At 65.0% G+C, this 19,380-nt stretch carries 19 protein-coding genes; 8 read left to right on the top strand and 11 right to left on the bottom strand.

Going from position 1 to position 19,380, the window contains the following annotated elements; all coding sequences use genetic code 11:
- Window positions 1–192: 192 nt before the first annotated feature.
- Together AB4Z42_RS06850 and AB4Z42_RS06845 are read left to right on the top strand one after the other, a co-directional pair.
- Entirely contained in the window at window positions 193–1,593 is a 1,401-nt protein-coding gene (locus AB4Z42_RS06850; protein WP_442008377.1) for a WS/DGAT/MGAT family O-acyltransferase, read from the top strand.
- An 8-nt stretch (window positions 1,594–1,601) separates the two neighbouring features.
- The gene (locus tag AB4Z42_RS06845; RefSeq protein WP_442008376.1) at window positions 1,602–1,937 is read left to right on the top strand and encodes a dsRBD fold-containing protein; all 336 of its coding nucleotides are present in this window, start codon (window positions 1,602–1,604) and stop codon (window positions 1,935–1,937) included.
- A gap of 29 nt (window positions 1,938–1,966) precedes the next feature.
- On the opposite strand, the gene AB4Z42_RS06840 is transcribed toward AB4Z42_RS06845, so the two are convergent.
- From AB4Z42_RS06840 to AB4Z42_RS06825, 4 genes are all read right to left on the bottom strand, one after another.
- On the bottom strand, window positions 1,967–2,863 hold the full coding sequence (locus tag AB4Z42_RS06840) for a 3-oxoacyl-[acyl-carrier-protein] synthase III C-terminal domain-containing protein (protein ID WP_442008375.1): 897 nt from the start codon (window positions 2,861–2,863) through the stop codon (window positions 1,967–1,969).
- Window positions 2,847–3,950 carry a 3-oxoacyl-ACP synthase III family protein gene (locus AB4Z42_RS06835; protein ID WP_442008374.1) on the bottom strand — a complete coding sequence of 368 codons (1,104 nt, stop codon included), beginning with the start codon at window positions 3,948–3,950 and terminating at the stop codon, window positions 2,847–2,849. The genes AB4Z42_RS06840 and AB4Z42_RS06835 overlap by 17 nt, the downstream gene beginning before the upstream one ends.
- A 137-nt stretch (window positions 3,951–4,087) precedes the next feature.
- Window positions 4,088–5,326: an NRAMP family divalent metal transporter gene (locus tag AB4Z42_RS06830; RefSeq protein ID WP_442008373.1), complete on the bottom strand. Its 1,239-nt coding sequence runs from the start codon at window positions 5,324–5,326 to the stop codon at window positions 4,088–4,090.
- On the bottom strand, window positions 5,323–6,174 hold the full coding sequence (locus tag AB4Z42_RS06825) for a magnesium transporter (RefSeq protein WP_442008372.1): 852 nt from the start codon (window positions 6,172–6,174) through the stop codon (window positions 5,323–5,325). The genes AB4Z42_RS06830 and AB4Z42_RS06825 overlap by 4 nt, the downstream gene beginning before the upstream one ends.
- Window positions 6,175–6,447: 273 nt before the next feature.
- On the opposite strand from AB4Z42_RS06825, the gene gap reads away from it, so the two are divergent.
- On the top strand, window positions 6,448–7,464 hold the full coding sequence (gene gap / locus AB4Z42_RS06820) for a type I glyceraldehyde-3-phosphate dehydrogenase (protein ID WP_442008371.1): 1,017 nt from the start codon (window positions 6,448–6,450) through the stop codon (window positions 7,462–7,464).
- A 20-nt stretch (window positions 7,465–7,484) separates the two neighbouring features.
- Here gap and AB4Z42_RS06815 read toward each other — a convergent pair whose 3' ends face one another.
- The 6 genes from AB4Z42_RS06815 to AB4Z42_RS06790 form a co-directional block, all read right to left on the bottom strand.
- Window positions 7,485–8,120, bottom strand: a complete 636-nt coding sequence (locus AB4Z42_RS06815) for a cutinase family protein (protein ID WP_442008370.1) — start codon at window positions 8,118–8,120, stop codon at window positions 7,485–7,487.
- Between the two features lie 95 nt (window positions 8,121–8,215).
- The gene (locus tag AB4Z42_RS06810) at window positions 8,216–9,676 is read right to left on the bottom strand and encodes a sugar transferase (protein WP_442008369.1); all 1,461 of its coding nucleotides are present in this window, start codon (window positions 9,674–9,676) and stop codon (window positions 8,216–8,218) included.
- Window positions 9,677–9,798: 122 nt separating this feature from the next.
- Window positions 9,799–10,167: a GAF domain-containing protein gene (locus AB4Z42_RS06805; protein WP_442008368.1), complete on the bottom strand. Its 369-nt coding sequence runs from the start codon at window positions 10,165–10,167 to the stop codon at window positions 9,799–9,801.
- A gap of 154 nt (window positions 10,168–10,321) precedes the next feature.
- A complete protein-coding gene (locus AB4Z42_RS06800) occupies window positions 10,322–11,368 on the bottom strand; it encodes an NAD(P)-dependent alcohol dehydrogenase (protein WP_442008367.1) in 1,047 nt (348 codons plus the stop codon).
- A gap of 115 nt (window positions 11,369–11,483) precedes the next feature.
- Window positions 11,484–11,759: a YciI family protein gene (locus AB4Z42_RS06795; RefSeq protein ID WP_442008366.1), complete on the bottom strand. Its 276-nt coding sequence runs from the start codon at window positions 11,757–11,759 to the stop codon at window positions 11,484–11,486.
- 10 nt (window positions 11,760–11,769) lie between these two features.
- Window positions 11,770–12,897 (bottom strand): iron-siderophore ABC transporter substrate-binding protein, encoded by a 1,128-nt coding sequence (locus AB4Z42_RS06790; protein WP_442008864.1) that lies wholly within the window; start codon window positions 12,895–12,897, stop codon window positions 11,770–11,772.
- Window positions 12,898–13,058: 161 nt separating this feature from the next.
- Between AB4Z42_RS06790 and ctaD the strand changes: the two genes are divergently transcribed.
- Both ctaD and serB read left to right on the top strand, forming a co-directional pair.
- Window positions 13,059–14,804: an aa3-type cytochrome oxidase subunit I gene (gene ctaD / locus AB4Z42_RS06785; protein WP_442008863.1), complete on the top strand. Its 1,746-nt coding sequence runs from the start codon at window positions 13,059–13,061 to the stop codon at window positions 14,802–14,804.
- A gap of 106 nt (window positions 14,805–14,910) precedes the next feature.
- A complete protein-coding gene (gene serB, locus AB4Z42_RS06780) occupies window positions 14,911–16,125 on the top strand; it encodes a phosphoserine phosphatase SerB (protein WP_442008862.1) in 1,215 nt (404 codons plus the stop codon).
- A gap of 3 nt (window positions 16,126–16,128) precedes the next feature.
- Here serB and yczR read toward each other — a convergent pair whose 3' ends face one another.
- Entirely contained in the window at window positions 16,129–17,571 is a 1,443-nt protein-coding gene (gene yczR, locus AB4Z42_RS06775; protein ID WP_442008365.1) for a MocR-like transcription factor YczR, read from the bottom strand.
- A gap of 88 nt (window positions 17,572–17,659) precedes the next feature.
- On the opposite strand from yczR, the gene AB4Z42_RS06770 reads away from it, so the two are divergent.
- From AB4Z42_RS06770 to AB4Z42_RS06760, 3 genes are read left to right on the top strand one after another with little or no spacing between them, the layout of a single operon-like run.
- Window positions 17,660–17,791 carry a hypothetical protein gene (locus AB4Z42_RS06770; protein WP_442008364.1) on the top strand — a complete coding sequence of 44 codons (132 nt, stop codon included), beginning with the start codon at window positions 17,660–17,662 and terminating at the stop codon, window positions 17,789–17,791.
- A 56-nt stretch (window positions 17,792–17,847) separates the two neighbouring features.
- Complete coding sequence (gene yczE, locus AB4Z42_RS06765) at window positions 17,848–18,516, top strand: membrane protein YczE (protein ID WP_442008861.1); 669 nt, start codon at window positions 17,848–17,850, stop codon at window positions 18,514–18,516.
- Window positions 18,474–19,316: an ABC transporter ATP-binding protein gene (locus AB4Z42_RS06760; RefSeq protein WP_442008363.1), complete on the top strand. Its 843-nt coding sequence runs from the start codon at window positions 18,474–18,476 to the stop codon at window positions 19,314–19,316. The genes yczE and AB4Z42_RS06760 overlap by 43 nt, the downstream gene beginning before the upstream one ends.
- The last annotated feature ends 64 nt before the right edge of the window (window positions 19,317–19,380 follow it).

Raw genomic sequence — 19,380 nt, 5'->3', positions numbered from 1 at the left:
GCCGACGGCGGGCTGCGCGACGCGCCGACCGAGGACCTTGTGCTCTGTTGCCGGGGATCCCGGTCAGAACCTGCAGGACGGTCCGCAGCCGGGACTTGGTCGCGGCGCTGCTGGTCCCGCGCGACGTTGTGCCTACGGGTTGAGGACTTGCGGCCCTGTCGCGACGACGGCCGCCGAGTGCATCGTCACAGCATGGAGCATCTGAGCATGCTGGACGCGAGCTTTTTGCAGGCTGAGGATTCCGATCCCCATGTGAGTCTTGCGGTCGGCGCTGTATCGATCATCGAAGGTCCGCCCCTTGACTACACCGAGCTCGTTTCGGCGTTCACCGAACGCGCGCAGGGCATTCCACGCTGCACCCAAGTGCTGCATACGCACCCATTCGATCTCGGCTCACCGGAATTGGTCGACGACCCCCGTTTCGACATCGCGCATCACCTTCACCGCGTCGCGCTGCCGCATCCGGGCGATGACGCCGAGCTGTTCGGGATGATCGCCAGCATCATGGAGCGACGTCTGGACCGCGATCTCCCGCTGTGGGAGTGCTGGATCATCGAGGGACTCACCGACGATCGGTGGGCAGTGTTGATGAAGATCCACCACTGCCTCGCCGACGGGATCGCCACGGCGCAGATGCTGTCGAAGTTGACCGACGACGGCGCACACGAGACTTTCGCCACCGACATTCGTGCCGCGAAGGAGCCCGGTAACTCGATCCTCGACCTGCTGCGGCCGCGCATGAATCCGCTGAACTGGATGAACGATGTCTGGCGGGCAACCCTTGCCGTCACGAGCGCCGCTGAACACGCCGTGGTGGGTGCCGCTGAGCTGACAGCCCACGTGCTCATCGCAGCTCCGGAGTCGTCGCTGAACGGGCCTGTCGCCAAGATGCGGCGCTTCAGTGCCGCTCGGGTGGACCTCGACGTCATGAAACAGGTGTGTCGGGATTTCGACGTGACGCTTAACGACGTGGCGCTGGCGGCGATCACGAGCAGTTACCGGTCCGTGCTCCTCGGCCGAGGGGAAACGCCCGGAGCCCACGCATTGCGCACGCTGGTTCCCGTGTCGATGCGATCGGCCGACGACCTCGATGCTACCGACAACCGGGTGTCGGCAATGCTGCCGTTGTTGCCGGTCGACGAACCCGACCCGGTGAGGCAACTGGAGATCGTGCACAGCCGTCTGACGAGGGCCAAGGGGAGTGGTCAGCGGGAGGGCGGCAGCGTCGTACTCGCGGCCGCAGGCAATGTTCCGTTTGCTTTCTCGGCGTGGGTGATTCGACTGCTGACTCGACTGCCGCAGAAGGCGGTGACCGCACTGGCGACGAACGTGCCCGGGCCCCGTGGGCGGCAGACAATGATGGGCCGGAAGGTGTTGGAGATCCTGCCGGTGCCGCCGATCGCCCTTCATCTGCGTACCGGTATCGCGATGGTGAGCTACGCCGACAGGTTCTTCTTCGGTATCACCGCCGACTATGACAGCGCGCCCGACGTCGACGCTCTCGCCCGCGGGATCGAAGACGGCGTGCAGCGCCTGGCGGCCCTAGGCAGCTCGGCTACAGCCTCGGTCGGCCCGACCCGACCGCCAACGTAGGAGCTGCCATGGGCAGAGACAACTCGGGTCATATCCGCAACGAGTGGACCATCAAGATCTCGCTTGACGGTCACGACGGCCAATCCAGAGCCACGGCGCTGTTGCGCGGACGCGAAGGGGAGGCGATGGGCGTTGGGGTGTCAAGGCTCAAGACAGAGGATCACTTCGTCGCAACTATCGGAGGCGAGTTGGCTGTCGCGCGTGCTCTGTCGGACCTGGCGAGAAAGTTGCTGGCCGCGGCGGCCCGAGACATCGAAACAGTCATGACACGTCGAGATGACATCGATCCGGCCAAACGGGGGCTGAGGGCTGGAGCACCGCAACGACTTGGGCGTGAGGGCTAGACCCTGGCTGCACCGCGCGGCGATGCCGGCTACAGCTGACGTGGGTCCTCTGCGTCCGGCATTCGATAGAGAGCGGCGCCGGCAGTGATACCCGCCCCGGCTGCGACGAGAAGAACCCGACCGCCCGGCCGGATCTGATCACTGGCACGGTCGAATGCCGCGGCCAACGAGACGGTGTGCGTTCGCCTGTCTTCGGCGACGATGATCTGGGTCTCGGGGACTCCCAGACACGCGGAAAGCGCGGCTCGGAACCCGCTGTGTGCGGGCGCCACCACCACCGCGTCAATGTCGTCGAGTGTGAGCGCCGATGCCTGTAGGCACGCCTGGGCCGCTTGTGCGCCGGCAGCTGCGAACAGCTCGTCAGAGTTCTCCGATTCAGCGAACCGCAGGACATTGTGGCCATCGAGGAGTCCAACTGTGGCGCTGAAGGTTTCGCCGTCATCGGGCCTGTTGACCCAATGTATGGTCTCGAGGCCGCGCTCATCGTCGGACCAATCACACAGGAACGCCACACCGGCCGGTGAGAACGGAAAGTTCTCGCTCATTCCATGGCCGGGGTCAGCATCGCTGGCCACCACAAGGGCCAGGTCGATCGAGCGTGACTTCAGGAAGCCGTCAACGATCTGCAATGCGGTGAGTACTCCGCAGGTTCCGTTTGAGACATCGAACGAGAATGTGCCGTGTGCCTGCTCGTGCGGGTCTTCGGGATTGGCGCCGATGTCCTCTTGAATCATCGCCGCGAGAGCTGGCTCGGCCAGGTTGCGGTCGCGGTATATACCTGCGTTGATCAGGAGATCGATATCGCGGGGGCTTCGCCCCGCCTCGAGGAGGCAGTGCTTGGCCGCCTTTACTGCCAGCCGGAGGGCACTGTGCTGAGTCCGCCACCCGCCGTCTGTCAGCGAAACCTGCTCAATCACCGTGCCCATAGCGTTCCACCAATTCCTCGTCGAGTGTCAGGAGCACGATGCCGATCTCCAAGCCAGATGCCAAAGCGATAAGCGCAACGGTCTCGCCGGGCCGGATGTGCTGCGCCTCAAGTTCTTCCACGAGGGCGACAGTGTGGGTCGTGGAGGCGGTGTTGCCATACCGATCGACGGTGATCACAGCGTCGTGCTGCGGGCTCTCGCCGAAGTAGGCGGACATCTTCGCCATGCCCTTGCGTATCGCGCGTGCGGAAGTTTGATGAGTGATCACATGATCTATGTCGTGCAGCGAGATACCCACGGTGTCAAGCACTTCTTCGAGCAACAGTGGGGTGTTGGCCATGGCCGCCCGGTGGATGCCCCTGGCATCGGTGAACATTCGCGCCGCCGGCTCACCGCCCTTGGGGTAGGCGGTACACAGTCGGCTGTAGTCGGCGACGGTCGTGAATCCGGCGAACTGTATGCCTTCGGACCCGGCCGGTGCTCTTTCGAGGAGAAGTGCCGCCCCTGCGTCGCCAAGGGTCAGCGATGCCAGCTCCTTGCTCATGATGTTCCGGATATGCCGGGCTGCATTCTGGCCGAGTTGCGAGATGTACTCCCCGCTGACCACCAACGCGCGCTCGATACTTCCCTGACGAATCCAGTTGTTCGCAACGGTCACACCGGTGAGCATTCCTGCGCAGGCGTTCGAGATGTCGAACGTCATCGCCTTGTCGGCTCCGATGGCATGCGCGACTGCGCTACTCATCGTGGGTTCCATCTGCTGCGTCAGGCCGTCCCGAAGTTTCGTGATGCTGCAGCTGATTACCGCGTCGAGCGAAGCGGCGTCGCACTGAGCCCTGTGTAGTGCGTCCGTCGCGGCCGCGACGGCCAGACTGTGGGAATCGTAGTCACCCACCGAGACGCGACGTTCATGTATTCCGGTCAGCCGCTCAAGGTCGATGTGCGTGTGATGGCGCGTGGTCGACATCAAGTCGTCTGTCGTGAGGTGCGTCGTCGGAAGACACCGTCCGGCGCTGGCCACACGCGTACGAAACGGGGTGGCGGGCCCTCCACTCGAGGGCTCTTCGACCATCCAGTTCGTGCGCATCCTCGAATGGTGCGCCGCGGGTGCAAACGACAGCTAGGGCGTTTCGGGCACCGTCGCGAGGACCTTCGACCCTTCGTCGCGCGCGTTTCGTGGTTCCTCGCCCTTTGCCTTTACACAGGAAATGATGGCGCTCGGCGTCAGCCTGTGAGCGATGTGAACGCCAGCGCACCCACGCACAGCACCACTACGGCTGTGGTGATGGAGTAGGCGATGGTGCTGGTGCGACCGATGGTGAAGCGGCCCATGAGATCGCGGTCCCGCCCGATGCCGATCATCGCGAACAGCAGTGGCACCAGCAGCACCGCGTTGAGCACCTGGGTGGCGACGAGGATCACCACCAGCGGGATGTTGGGGATCAGGACGGTAAGCGCGCCGACGAGGGTGACGATCCCGAACGTCAGATAGAAGGGCCTTGCCTCGGTGTACGAATCATCAACAGCGGCTTCGATGCCTGCGTACTCGCACACCGAGTAGGCAGTCGAGAGCGGAAGCACCGAAGCAGCCAGGAACGCCGCGCCGATCAGACCTACGGCGAAAAGTGTCGAAGCCGCTGCACCGGCAAGCGGTTCAAGCGCGACGGCGGCGTCGGCAGCGTCCCGGATCGAATGGCCGTCGCGGTGCAGTGTTGCCGCACACGCCACCACCACGAAGAAACCGATGATGCCGGTGAGCAGAGCCCCCGTGACCACGTCTACCCGCTCGAGCGACAGGTCGTCGGTGCGGAGCTTTTTGTCCACCGCGTAGGACTGGATGAACGAGAGACCCCACGGAGCGAGGGTGGTGCCCACAGTGGCGGTGACGATCGCGATGGCCGCGCCGTTGGTCGGCAGGGTCGGTACGAGCGTGCCGTGGAATGCAGCACCCCAGTCTGGTTTGGCCAGCACACCGGACGCGATGTACGCGAGGAAGACAGTCGAGATCAGCAGCAGGAAATGCTCGACGCGGTGAAAGCTGCCACGCAGCACCAGTAGGGAAACGATGACCGCCGCCGCGGGAACGCTTGCGTAGCGGCTGATCCCGAAGAGTTCGGCGCCGGCGGCGATGCCGGCGAACTCGGCACACGTCGTGCCGATGTTGGCGACGACAAGCGCGGCTAGCGCCGCACCTCCCAGGCGCACCCCATACCGCTGACGTACCAGACCGATGAGCCCCTGCCCGGTGACCACACCCATACGTGCTGCCAGGCCATGAAAGAGCACGAGGGCGATGGTGGACAGCAGCAGAACCCACAACAATTGGTAGCCATAGTCCGCTCCGAGCACGGAGTAGGTCGTTATCCCCGCCGGATCATCGTCGGACAGACCGGCCAGCAACCCCGGACCGACCACAGCCAGCAGTGCGCCGAGGCTGAATCCTTTGCGCCCAAGCTTTTTCACATCGCTCCGTCCCCGGTACCGGTGACGCCGGTCGCGGTGTGGCGGCGGCGTGGCCACACCCGGGAGCGTAAGAAGCGCCTTCCGAGGGCAGGAGAGTGCGCGAGGCGGGCTCGCCATCGGGTTGCGTGCTTTGCGGGCATGGCGGCCAAGATCTCTGCGGCGTCGGCGTCCGGCATCGCTCTGAGCACACGCTCCCCGACTGCTGGATCGGCGCGGACGACGTCGGCGGCGATGCGGGATCCCCCGGCCGACAGGACCTCTGCCGCCGACTCGGTGTCGAGCCGGCTGACCAGCGCAGCGAGCGCGGCCGCGTTGAGGCGTCTAACCGCGGATCGTGGCGTCGCGAGCTGTACGGCGTGACCGCGCTCGGAGGTCAGGTGCAGCTCGTTCCATGCAACGCAGTCCTCTCCGTCGCGAACCGCCAATCGGCCCAGACCGAGTCGCCGCAGTACTCCTCCGAAGCCGACCTCGGCACCGACCAGTTGGAGTCGGTCATCGGCGGTACGAGTGAGGATGACGTCGGCCACCCGCGCGAGCCGCTGGCCCACGACGTCGACGATCTGAGTGTCTAGCACATCGCGTACGAGCAGGATCTCGTCATCACATAGCGCATCGGTGGTCGAGATGATCGCGAATGTGGTCAGGTCCGCAGGCCCGTCTACCAGCACGTGGGCGCTCTCAAAGCTCTCGATTGCGGCCCACGGCACCAATAGGTCGGACGCGCGGCGGCGCTTCACCAGGAGTCGCTCGACCCGAAGCGCGCCGTTTTGCTCGCCCAGGCGGACCGTCAGATCGGCAAGGCGCCCGACCACCCGGCCGTCGGGCCCCAGCACGTCTTGGCCGGTCATCCGGCTGAGCAATAGCACTCCAGGAGCATGCCCGAGTGACGGTGATGGGATGGACGTCGGGTCTCCGAGGGGACTATTGGCGGCTTTGCCGCGCTGCCGAGCGGTTCCAGTGCCGACGACCGCCAGGACTCGCTCGAGCGAATCGTGTCTTCTGCGAGGCCTGTTGGAACGAGGGCGAGGACCTTAGCCTCTGCTGCTCGGTCGCGAGGTGTCGTCAGACTCGCGGTGGTGTGCAGGCACGCGGCACCTAAACCACAATCTTGAGGAGACATCATGGCGATCCGGGTGGGTGTGAACGGTTTCGGCCGTGTCGGCCGAAACTTCTTCCGCGCGGTAGATGCGCAACATGCAGCAGGCACCACCGACATCGAGATCGTGGCGGTCAACGACCTCACCGACAACAAGACGCTGGCGCACTTGCTCAAATACGATTCCGTCCTCGGACGCTTACCGCACGACGTGTCGGTCGACGGCGACGACCTCGTGATCGGAGAACGGCGGATAAAGGCGTGGTCCATCGCTGACGGGCCGACCGCATTGCCGTGGGGAGATCTCGGCGTAGACGTCGTGATCGAGTCCACCGGCCGATACACCGCCGCAGAGCATGCCAGGGGCCACCTACACGGAGGAGCGAAGAAGGTGGTGGTGTCCGCGACGTCGAAGGGTGCGGACCTCACCGTCGTCATGGGAGTAAATCACCGCGACTACGACGGCACACAGACGGTCGTCTCGAACGCCTCGTGTACGACGAATTGCCTTGCGCCGATGGCGAAGGTACTGGACGAGGTGTTCGGCATCGAGCGCGGTCTGATGACGACGATTCATGCATACACACCCGACCAGAACTTGCAGGACGGTCCTCATAGGGACCTTCGGCGAGCGCGCGCCGCCGCGATCAACGTGGTGCCAACATCTACTGGGGCCGCCCGCGCGATTAGCTTGGTGCTTCCACGACTCGAGGGCCGGCTCGACGGCTACGCGCTGAGAGTGCCGGTCCCCACCGGTTCAGCAACCGATCTCACCGTGATCGTCCGCGAGCCGGCGACAGCCGAGGCGGTTAACGCCGCGTTCTCCGCCGCCGCCGACGGTGAGCTCAACGGGTTCCTCACCTATACCGAAGATCCGATCGTCTCCTCGGACATTGTGACCGACCCATCGTCGTGCATCTTTGACGCTGGACTCACCAAGGTGACTGGTGAGCTTGTGAAGATCGTCGGCTGGTACGACAACGAGTGGGGTTACTCCCACCGCCTCGCCGACCTGACCACCCTTGTGGCATCTACCCTCTAGGTCTGCTGGTCGCTGTCCGGCTATAGCTTGCCGGCGATGTAGCCGGCGGCCTGGTCTACCAGCCCGGAGCCGATGTATGAGGGCTGCAGATGCGAGTCCCAATTGAAGCCGTTCCCACAGATGGGGTCGCCGTCCGCACACTGGTCGATCGTCCGATCGGCGTAGGCCGGCGCGGGACCGAGCAGCCTGGCGCCGTTGCCGAATAACACAACCGCTGCAACGTGCTGCCTCTCACTCGGCGACAGTCTGTTCGCCCTGGTCATGAGATCAGCCGCGGTGGCACCCAGGGAGTAGCCGCCGAGCACCATGCGTGTGTTCGGACAGCTTTTCGCCATGGATTGAACGTGGACGCGCATATCGGTGGCGCCGGCCGCGGCGTCTGTGTCGGCGACGTAGTTGACTCCGTACACCCCGATCGACATCGGCGTCTTGGAGCGCAGCGCATTGACCAACACATCGCCGACGGCGCCGACGCCGGGTGGTTCCTGCCGGCCGCGGGCGAAGACCACTTCGGCGTCGGGGCATGCTGCCGATGCCACCGGGATCAGCGGCGTTGTCTGAAAGGGCATTGCTGTCGGAGCGAGGAGCAATATCGCGGCGAGCGCGGCGGAGGCCGCCAGATTGAGGACACGCAAAAATATAGGCCTGGGACTCATAAATGATTTTCGCGTGGCGGGCGGCGTACGTTACGTCTTGTTCGAAACTCCACACCGTCGCCCGACGCGGCCACCACATCCCGACTCGCGGCGAGTCACTCTGCGCGCTTCAGCACCGCAATGGCCGTGAGCAGGAGGATCTTTATGTCCAGCCAGAACGACCAGTTCTCGATGTAGTAATTGTCCCATTCCGCCCGGTCGGCGATTGAGGTCTGCCCGCGTAGGCCGTGCACTTGAGCCCAGCCGGTCAGGCCCGCCTTGACCCGATGCCGGTGGCCGTAGCGGTGGATCTGGATTGCGAAGAACTCGACAAACTCCGGCCTTTCGGGCCGCGGGCCCACGAGGCTCATGTCGCCGCGCAGAACGTTGATGAGCTGTGGCAGTTCGTCCAGCGACGACGCGCGCATGACTTTTCCGACTCGGGTGCGCCGGTCGACGCCCTCCACCCCGCCCGGCGCTGTGTCCGCCTTCAGCTCGAAGGCGACATCGGCATCGCTGGCCGGGCGCATCGACCGGAACTTCAGGCAGTCGAACGGTTTGCCGTCGCGCCCGATGCGCTTCTGGCGGAAGAAGATCGGACCGGGCGAGCTCAGCCGCACCAGGAGTGCCAATGTCAGGAACAGCGGCGACATGAGGAGGAGTAACGCGGCGGCGCCTCCACGGTCCATCGCGTACTTCATCGCGAACTGCCATCCTCCGGGGTTGACCGGGGGAAGCACCAATAGGGGTACGCCGCCGAGATGATCGATCCGGGCCTTCTTGCCGACCGCGTCATGTATCGGAGGGACCACCCATACCCGGACGTTGTGTCGGTGGGCCTTGCTGATCAGCTCGACCAGTTCGTCGTCTGTGGTATCGCTCTTGGAGATGACGACCTCTTCGACGCCCATGGACTTCGTGATCCGGCCAAACAGCGCAGGGGGGCCGAGGTAGGGCACCGACGGGTGACTGGTCGACGCCTCGGACGGTCGCGGCGCCTCGGATGCCAGGATCCCGACAGGGCGTAGCCCGTATTCGGGCAGGGAGTACATGTGCGAGATCAGGTGGTCAACCATCTCGGTGTCGCCGACGAGCAGTGTGGCCGAGGCCGATCTGAGCGATCGGCGAAGGTGGCGCTGAAGGAAATTGCGGGCCAGGCGGACGAGCTGAATCAGAATTGCGGCGTACAACCCGATCCAGACCACGTGGTAACCCGGGTGCTTGTGTCCGGCCAACAGAAGTATGCCCAGCATGGTGAAGGACGCGATCGCGATGGAACTCACGATCGGGTATCCCTCGTCAAGGAAGTTGCGGGTCAGGTTGCGCTGGTACAACCGCTCGCGGGCAAACAGCGCGAGGGTGAGCGGAACGAACAGCCAGGTAACCCGGTCGGCCGGTCCTGGCGTGTGACTTCCCTCCCAGAAATCGGACGCGGCCACCGCGATGGTCAGCGCCACGATGTCGAGCGTGATTGTGAGCGCGACACTCCCGGTTCTGCTGCGAGCGTGGTCGAGCAAAGTAAGGCGCCGCGGCGTCGGTGTGCCCGTGCCGCTGTGCGGGTCAGCGTGAACTGTCATGGATGCAGATCGTCTTCCAAGCAGGTCCATCACGGTACGAACCGGTTCTCGCCCGGTTCCGATCGTCGTCGTCCTTTGAGGACGTTGCCGCGGGTCCCACCAGTTTGCTGTCCGAATTCCTATCAGGCTGGCGCGATGCCGAATATACGCGCGCGGATCATCATGACGAAGTCACGCATCACTTGGGTGTGTCCTGACGTCCACCGTCGCGGCCGGGTGTCCCAGGTGGCCAGCGTGCCGATGGTGTGTCCGTGTTGGTCTGTCAGCGGGAAACCCGCATAAGCCACGACGTAACCTTCCCGCACCGCGAGATGATCGATCAACAGCGGCTCTCGACGGGCATCCTCGATGAGGAGGGGTTTGCCGGAAGCGACGATTTCGCGGCCGAGCGACCCGTCGAGGCGCTGTCGTAGCGCGCGAAGCCGGTCCGGATCGGAGATGACGGTGCTGCCCGTGATGCTTATGACGGGACCGGGCACGTCCAGATTCACTCGTCGAACCCCGGCAACGTCGACGTCATCGCTGTCACGCTAGCGCGCACGGGGGCGCGTACAACAGCGCTTCAACCGAAGTCCGTCAGGTCCCGGGCGTCCAGCTGCCGCGCGATGATCTCGAGACAGCGCGCGTTGGCGGGTAGCGGGGCGACTACCGCAGCGTTGCCGTGTCGATCACGAACCGGTAGCGCACGTCGCTTGCGATCACTCGCTGATAGGCCTCGTTGATGTAATCCGGTGTGATGACCTCGATTTCGGGTCGAACGTCATGCTCGGCGCAGAAGTCGAGCATCTCCTGCGTTTCGGCGATGCCGCCGATCAACGAGCCTGCCAAGCGGCGTCGCCCCATAACCAGAGACGGAGCCGTGACGCTCATGGGACGCTCGGGCATCCCGAGTTCGACCAGGGTGCCGTCGAGCTTCAACAGTCTGAGATAAGCATCGAGATCGAGGTTGGCCGACACGGTGTTCAAGATGAGGTCGAATGAACCGGCGAGCGTTTCGAACGTCGACGGATCGGAGGTCGCGTAGTACTCGTCGGCGCCCAGTCGCAGGCCGTCCTCCATCTTCTTCAAAGACTGGCTCAGCACGGTTACCTTCGCGCCCATCGCGTGGGCAAGCTTGACCCCCATGTGCCCCAATCCGCCAAGACCGATCACCGCGACACTTGTGCCGGGACCCGCATTCCAGTGGCGCAGAGGCGAATACAGCGTAATGCCTGCGCACAGCAGCGGCGCGGCGGCATCCAGCGGAAGGTTCTCGGGAATGTGCAGGGCGTAGTTCTCGTCCACAACGATCGCGCCGCTATAGCCGCCCTGGGTCGGCTCGCCGTCGCTGCCCACGCCGTTGTACGTGCCGACCATTCCGGGGTTGGTGCAGTACTGCTCCTCACCGGCCCGGCACTGCGTGCACTCACGGCAACTGTCCACGAAGCAACCGACGCCAACCCGATCGCCCACCGTGAACTTGGTGACCTCGGATCCGACCTCGGTGACGATGCCCGCGATCTCGTGCCCCGGCACCATCGGATAGCTGACGTCACCCCACTCACCCTTGACGGTGTGGATATCGGAGTGACAGATGCCTGCGAAATGGATGTCGAATGCCACGTCATGCGGCCCGACGTCGCGGCGGGTGATCGTGGTCTTGGCCAGCGGCGCAGTCGCCGACGGGGCGGCGTAAGCGGAAACAGTTGTCATCGAAACAGCCTTCTACCTCGGGTAATCACAAAGGAAATTCGCCGCGACAATGCGGTCTACTCAAAGGAACGGCCGAACGAACCCCGTTCTTCCCCGTGGAACTGTGAGTTATTTCCTAAAGTCCCGGCGCGCGGAACGCGCCATTGAACGACAGGCGCTCATAGCTCGCGGCCCCGGCCGCCGTGTAGGGGTCGTCGTCGACGATGGCTTGCGCCTCGTCCGCGCTGACGTCGCCGGTGATGAGGATCGCTCCCGACTCGTCCTCCAGGCGTCCCGCGAGCACAATTCGACCGGCGGCAACCTCGCCTTTGAGCCACTCCAAGTGCGCGGGCCGGGTCTCGTTGACGACATCAGGCGATTGCAGATAGGTGGATTTCAAGATATGGAACATCTGCGCCACGCTAATTGATCGGGGCGTTGATCCACGGTAGGTCCGCGAGTATTCCGCGGGCGGCGACGATGCCCTCGCCGGTCTGCCACACCTCGTTGTTGACCGCGAAGATCCGGTTGTCGCGGTTGGCGGACAGCTTCTTCCACGCGTCGCTCTCCAGAATGCGCGGTGCACGGTCTTTGGCCGCGGGGGAGTCGAACGAGATGTAGATGATGTCGCCGTCGGCGGCGGAGAAGTCGGGCGAGTTGTCCAAGTCGGTGTCGGTGATGCCGATCTCGATGTACGGCTTGTCGGTAAACCGTTGTGACGCAGGACGATCGACGCCGACTGCAGCCAGCACGCTGCCGGGGAAGTTGTCGGGGCCGTACACCCGCATCGCGGTCTCGGTGAACTGCACGACCGACGCCTGAAAATGCGTGGCGTCATTCTCGGCGCCGGTTTTGTCGGCGGCCCGCTCGAAGCCGTCGATCATTTCGTTCGCCGCGTCAAGTCGACCGGTCGCCGCCCCGACCGTGCGCGTGTTGTCCTGCCACCTGGCGCCCGGCGGGCCGGTGAACACCGTCGGCGCGATCGCCGAGAGCTCACCGAAATCGTCGGGTGTCAGCGCTTGGGATCCGAGGATCAAGTCCGGGGTCGCGGCCTTGATCGCATCGATGTCGGGTGCGCTGCGGCTCCCCGCGCTCGGCACATCGTGGATGACCGTGCCGAGGTAGGACGGTTGGCTGTCAGAACCGTCGGGCACCGCGGCGGCCACCACACGTGACTGAAGGCCGAGTGCGCACAGCGTGTCGAGCTGGTCGCCGGAGAGCACCACGATGCGCTGCGGATCCGCGCGCACCACGGTTTCGCCTGCGGCATGGGTGACCGGACGGTCGGGCTGGCCGGGGTCGACGGGGGCGGGTTCGGGCGCGCAGGATTCGTCTGGCCTGCGCTGATTGCCGAGTACGCCGGCGTTGGCGATCTTCGTGGTGCTGGTGACGGGCGCTTTCTGACCTTCTGGTGGCGACGTTTCTCCGCCAAGCGATCCGCACCCGCTGACGACGGTGATGGCCAGCGCGGCCGCGATCGCCGTCGACGAGGCAAGCAGGCCGGCGCGCCGAGCCGGAGGGCTGGCGACATTCAGCTTCCGCCCGCTGATCAGCACGTCGCCGACGGTAACATCTGGCCTTCTTGCGGCAGGTCAGGCCACATCGCGAACCATTTACGACAGTTTGTAGGACCACTACGACTTCCGGGCGCACCGGGAGTTAGGATTCATCAAGATGGCCGCCCGGCCGATGAGGATGTTTGGAGGACCTGTTGGTAGCCGAAGCGCCCCCAATCGGAGAACTCGAGGCTCGCCGTCCGTTCCCGGCCCGTCTCGGCCCCAAGGGCAACCTGGTCTACAAGCTGATCACGACGACCGATCACAAGATGATCGGCATCATGTACTGCGTCGCCTGCTTCATCTTCTTCTTCATCGGTGGGCTGATGGCGCTGTTCATGCGCACCGAATTGGCGATGCCAGGACTGCAATTCCTGTCCAACGAGCAGTTCAACCAGTTGTTCACGATGCACGGCACCGTGATGCTGCTGTTCTACGCGACCCCGATCGTGTTCGGTTTCGCCAACCTGGTGCTTCCGCTGCAGATCGGTGCGCCCGACGTGGCGTTCCCGCGTCTGAACGCGTTCTCGTTCTGGCTGTTCCTGTTCGGCGCGATGATCGCGATCGCCGGCTTCATCACCCCCGGCGGCGCCGCCGACTTCGGCTGGACCGCGTACTCGCCGCTGACCGACGCCATTCACTCACCCGGCGCGGGCGGTGACCTGTGGATCATGGGACTGGCCGTCGGCGGTCTCGGCACCATCCTCGGTGGTGTCAACATGATCACCACGGTGGTCTGCATGCGCGCACCGGGTATGACCATGTTCCGCATGCCGATCTTCACCTGGAACATCCTGGTGACATCGATCCTGGTGCTGCTGGCCTTCCCGCTGCTGACCGCGGCGCTGTTCGGCCTGGCGGCCGACCGCCACCTCGGTGCGCACGTCTACGACCCGGCCAACGGCGGAGTGTTGTTGTGGCAGCACCTGTTCTGGTTCTTCGGACACCCAGAGGTGTACATCATCGCGCTGCCGTTCTTCGGCATCGTCACGGAGATTTTCCCTGTCTTCAGCCGGAAGCCGATCTTCGGTTACACCACGCTGATCTACGCGACCCTGTCGATCGCCGCGCTGTCGGTGGCGGTGTGGGCGCACCACATGTACGCGACGGGCGCCGTCCTGCTGCCGTTCTTCAGCTTCATGACGTTCCTGATCGCGGTGCCCACCGGTATCAAGTTCTTCAACTGGATAGGCACGATGTGGAAGGGCCAATTGACGTTCGAAACACCGATGCTCTTCTCGGTGGGCTTCCTCGTCACCTTCCTGCTCGGCGGCCTGTCAGGTGTTCTGCTGGCCAGCCCGCCGATCGACTTCCACGTCACGGACTCCTATTTCGTCGTCGCGCACTTCCACTACGTGCTCTTCGGCACGATCGTGTTCGCGACCTATGCGGGCATCTACTTCTGGTTCCCGAAGATGACGGGCCGCCTGCTCGACGAGCGCCTGGGCAAGCTGCACTTCTGGCTGACCTTCATCGGTTTCCACACCACCTTCCTGGTTCAGCACTGGGTCGGTGACGAGGGCATGCCACGCCGCTACGCGGATTACCTGCCGTCCGACGGCTTCACCACGCTGAACGTCATCTCGACCATCGGCGCGTTCATCCTCGGTATCTCGACGATTCCGTTCGTGTGGAACGTGTTCAAGAGCTGGCGATACGGCGAGCCGGTCACGGTCGACGATCCGTGGGGCTACGGCAACTCGCTGGAATGGGCGACCAGTTGCCCGCCACCGCGGCACAACTTCACCGAGCTGCCCCGAATCCGTTCGGAGCGGCCCGCGTTCGAGCTGCACTATCCGCACATGGTGGATCGGATGCGCGCCGAGGCCCACGTGGGCCGCGCGCATGGCCCGGGCGACGGGGACGTGACGCGGCTCGACGGCGAGAACGTCCGCACCTGACGGGACCGCAGGACTACCGGGGGTGAATGGTCGAGAGGTGGATTCACCAGTCGGTCCCCCTGCCCTTCGGGCGGGTGGTACCCCCACTTCGCGCGACCGCTCATCGGTGTTGATCACCGTCACCGGTCCTGATCAACCGGGCGTGACGTCGGCGCTATTCGAGGTCCTGTCACGGCACAAGGTCGAGCTCCTCAACGTCGAACAGGTGGTCATTCGTAGCCGGCTGACCCTCGGCGTGCTGGTCGTGGGTTCTGACGAGGTCGCAGGCGGGGCCGAACTGCGCGACGAGGTGCGCTCCGCCATCGAAGGTTTCGGCCTGGATGTCACGATCGAACGCAGCGACGATTCGCCGGTTCTGCGGGAACCGTCCACCCACACCATCGTCGTGCTGGGTCGTCCGATCAGTGCTGAGGCCTTCGGTGTGGTGGCCCGCGAAGTCGCGGCGCTGGGCGTCAACATCGATTTCATCCGCGGCGTCTCCGACTACCCGGTGACCGGCCTCGAACTGCGGGTCTCGGTGCCACTGGGCGGCACCTACGAACAGCTGCAGGCTGCGATGGCGCGCGTCGCGGTCGCCGAGGGTGTCGACATCGCGCTCGAGGATTACAGCCTCTCGCGACGGGCCAAGCGGCTCATCGTCTTTGACGTCGACTCGACCCTGATCCAGGGTGAGGTCATCGAGATGCTCGCCGATCGGGTCGGAGCGCATGCGGCGGTCGCCGAAATCACCGAGGCGGCGATGCGGGGTGAGCTTGACTTCGCGGAGTCGTTGAATCGTCGGGTCGCGACGTTGGCCGGGCTACCCGCCAACGTGCTCGAGGAGGTCGGCGAGCAGATCGAGCTGACCCCCGGTGCGCGAACGACGCTGCGGACGTTGCGGCGCTTGGGTTTTTACTGCGGCATTGTGTCCGGCGGTTTCCGACAGGTCATCGAGCCTTTGGCGCATGAGCTCGAGATGGATTTCGTCGCGGCCAACGAACTCGAGATCGTCGACGGGAAGCTGACCGGCCGCGTGGTGGGGCAGATCATCGACCGGCCCGGAAAAGCCAAGGCGCTGCGCGACTTTGCGCAGCAGGCCGGTGTGCCGATGGAACAGACGGTGGCCGTGGGCGACGGCGCCAACGACATCGACATGCTCACCGCCGCGGGCCTGGGCGTGGCATTCAACGCCAAGCCGGCGTTGCGGGAGGTCGCCGACGCATCGATCAGCTACCCGTATCTGGACACCGTCTTGTTCATCCTGGGCATCACGCGCGGAGAGATCGAGGCCGCCGACAAGCGCGACGGTGTGGTGCGCCGCGTCGACATCCCCGACGACTAAGCGTTAGACGACAACCGTCGTCGGCTCCGGTGCCGCGGATCCCGTGATGCTGTGCCAGGCGCGGGCGAGCAGTTCGATGGCCTCGGTGAGCTGGTCTTCCGGCAGCGCATAGGGGATGCGTACAAACCGTTCCAGCGTTCCGTCGACACCGAATCGCGGTCCGGCAGGCAGGTCGAGGCCCAGGCGCGAGGCGGCCGCGGACAATGCGGTGCTCATCGGTGCGGGCAGGCGCACCCATAGCGACATACCGCCGACGCCAGGGCCGGGCTCCCAATCGGGCAGGCGGCGATCCAACAGCGACTGTAGGAGCGCGCGGCGGGTCCGCAGGATCTCCCGGCGCTCGGGCAGTATCTCGTCGCGACGGCCGAGAAGTCTTGCAGCGGCGAACTGTTCGAGTACCGGGGTACCCATGTCAATCGACGGCCGCAGCGCGGCGATCGTCGCGATGGTGGCGCGCTCGGCGCGGATCCAGCCGACGCGCAGGCCGCCCCAGAACGACTTCGACATCGAGCCGATGGTGAGCACAAGGTCGCGTCGCGTCGTCATCTCGGCCGCCAGGGGAGTGGGCATCGGCCCGTCCAGCCACATGTCCAGGATCGTCTCGTCGATGATCGTGCGGGTGCGCGTCTCGGCAATGATGCGCGCCAGGCGTTTCCGGTCGTCCGGGGGCATCGTCAGCCCCGTGGGGTTCTGGTTGTCGGGGATGAAGTACGCGAGGTTGGGGGCAAGCTGATTGACCGCGGCCTGCACGGCGTCGAGTTCCCAGCCGGTCTCGGTCATCGCCACCGGAACCGGCCGCGCCCCGGCAGTGGTGATGGCCGACAACGCGCCGTGATAGGTGGGCTGCTCGACCAGCACCCGGTCGCCCGGCTGCACATACGTCGTCAGGATCAACGAGATCGCGTGTAGCGCACCGGTGGTCACCAAGATCTGATCGGCATCGGTGGGAAGCCCACGCTCGCAATATCGTTGCGCGATCGCCTCGCGAAGCGCGCTCACCCCGACGAGTTCATGGCCCGGCTCATGGAGATAAGGCGTGACGTCGTGGGTGGCTTCGACGAATGCCTCCATCACTGCGGCGGCCGGAGCGGACAATGCGGCGGCCGCCAGGCTCATGGTCGGTGGCATCGCGTCAGTGCGGACAGCTGGCGCCACCGGTAGTGCCGTGGTGCTGCGCGCCCCGCGGCGGGCATTGAGGTAGCCGTCCTCGCGCAGTTGGGTGAAGGCGGCGGTGACCGTCGTGCGCGATACCCGAAGCGTGTCGGCGAGCGTGCGCTCGCTGGGCAGCCGTGCGCCGACGGGGACGCGTCCGTCGACGATCAGCAGTCGGATCGCATCCGCCAGCCCTTGATAGGCAGGTCCACTGTGACTGGATGTGCGCCAGTTGCCCAATTCGCGGGCCAATAGGTCCACATCAAGCGCTCTGGCTGGCGTTTCTACGGTCATTTGCAAGCCAGTATGCGCCAACTGGCTATTGAAGAGCAAGCCAGTTGCGCCCGAATATTTAGGCATGAGTACGAGTTGGATATCAAAAGTGAGCCGCAGATTGGCGAGGACGTTCAGTTGGGAGGCGCCGGCAGGGTGCGTCGACTACTTCGACCGCGACGCCGAGCGGATGGCCCGCGAAGTGGACCTCATCCGGATGCGCTTCCCGCACCACTCGTGACGGCCCTGCTGCGCGGGACGGCGCTGCTGGTCGGGTTGGCCGGATACGGCTTCTCCATGGCGATGATGGTGCGCGCCGGTCTGGGTCTGGACCCGTGGGACGTGTTCCACCAGGGCCTGGCCCGGCACACGGGGATGACGATCGGCATGGCGTCCGCGGTGGTCGGGATTGCGGTGCTGCTGGCGTGGATTCCGCTGCGCAACCGCCCCGGGATCGGCACGATCGCCAACGTCATCGTCATCGCGGTCACCGTCGATGCCGGTCTGCTGCTGATGGTGCAACCGACGTCGACGCCGGTCCGCATCGCGATGATGGTCGGCGCGGTGGTGCTCAACGCGTTCAGCACGGTGCTCTACGTGGGGGCCGGACTCGGTCCGGGACCCCGCGACGGATTGATGACCGGGCTGGTGGTGCGAACCGGGCTGTCGGTGCGACTGGTCCGCACGTCGATCGAGGCGACGGTGCTGGCCGCAGGGTGGCTGCTCGGCGGCACCGTCGGCGTCGGCACCGTGCTCTACGCCCTGGGCATCGGCCCGCTGGTCCAGTTGTTCGTGCGCATCACGCCAAAGCGTGTCCTCGCGCTCAGTGGTTGGGCTTCCGTCGCGCAGGCGAGCGATTTGGGCGTGCGCAGTCATGCTGAGCGCGACCGAACACGCCGAAATCGCTTCACTAAGCTAAGCGGGTGCCAGTCGCCGAAGGAGATACAGCCGACCCCGACCTGCTGATCGACTTCGCCAAGGTGTCTTTGCGCCGTGGCGGCCAGGTTCTCGTCGGGCCCATCACGTGGTCCGTCGAACTCGACGAACGTTGGGTGGTCATCGGGCCCAACGGCGCAGGCAAGACATCGTTGCTTCGCATCGCCGCCGCGATGGAGTATCCGTCGTCGGGCACGGCGTTCGTCCTGGGTGAGCGACTGGGCAGGGTCGACATGGCAGAACTGCGCGCCCGCGTCGGTTTGAGTAGTTCGGCGCTTTCTCAACGCGTGCCCGACGATGAGGTGGTGCGCGACCTGGTCGTGTCGGCCGGATATTCGGTGCTGGGCCGCTGGCGGGAACAGTACGAAGACGTCGACTACGAGCAGGCCGTCGACATGCTCGAGAGCATCGGTGCCGAGCATCTGGCCGAGCGCACCTACGGCACTCTGTCCGAGGGGGAGCGCAAACGCGTGCTGATTGCGCGGTCGATGATGACCGACCCCGAGCTGCTGTTGCTCGACGAGCCCGCGGCGGGTCTGGATCTCGGCGGCCGCGAGGACCTGCTCGCGCGGCTGGAGGATCTCGCGATGGACCCGGATTCTCCCGCGCTGGTGTTGGTCACCCACCACGTCGAGGAGATCCCACGCGGTTTCTCCCACGGCCTGATCCTGTCCGAGGGCAAGGTCGTCGACTCCGGTCTGCTTCCCGACGTGCTGACCGCGGAGAATCTGTCGAAGGCGTTCGGGCAGTCGATCGTCCTCGAGCGTTCCGAGGGCCGGTATTTCGCGCGGCGGGCCAGGACCCGGGCGGCTCACAGGAGGCGAGCATGACTTTTCGGAGGGTTGGGCCCACGCCCGCAGGGCAGGGGAGAACGCAGTGACTGGGGATCAGATC

Source organism: Mycobacterium sp. 2YAF39 (assembly GCF_052114565.1).
Lineage (GTDB): Bacteria > Actinomycetota > Actinomycetes > Mycobacteriales > Mycobacteriaceae > Mycobacterium.
The sequence above is the reverse complement of the archived record's forward strand: the minus strand, read 5'-3'. Positions and strand labels throughout refer to the sequence as shown.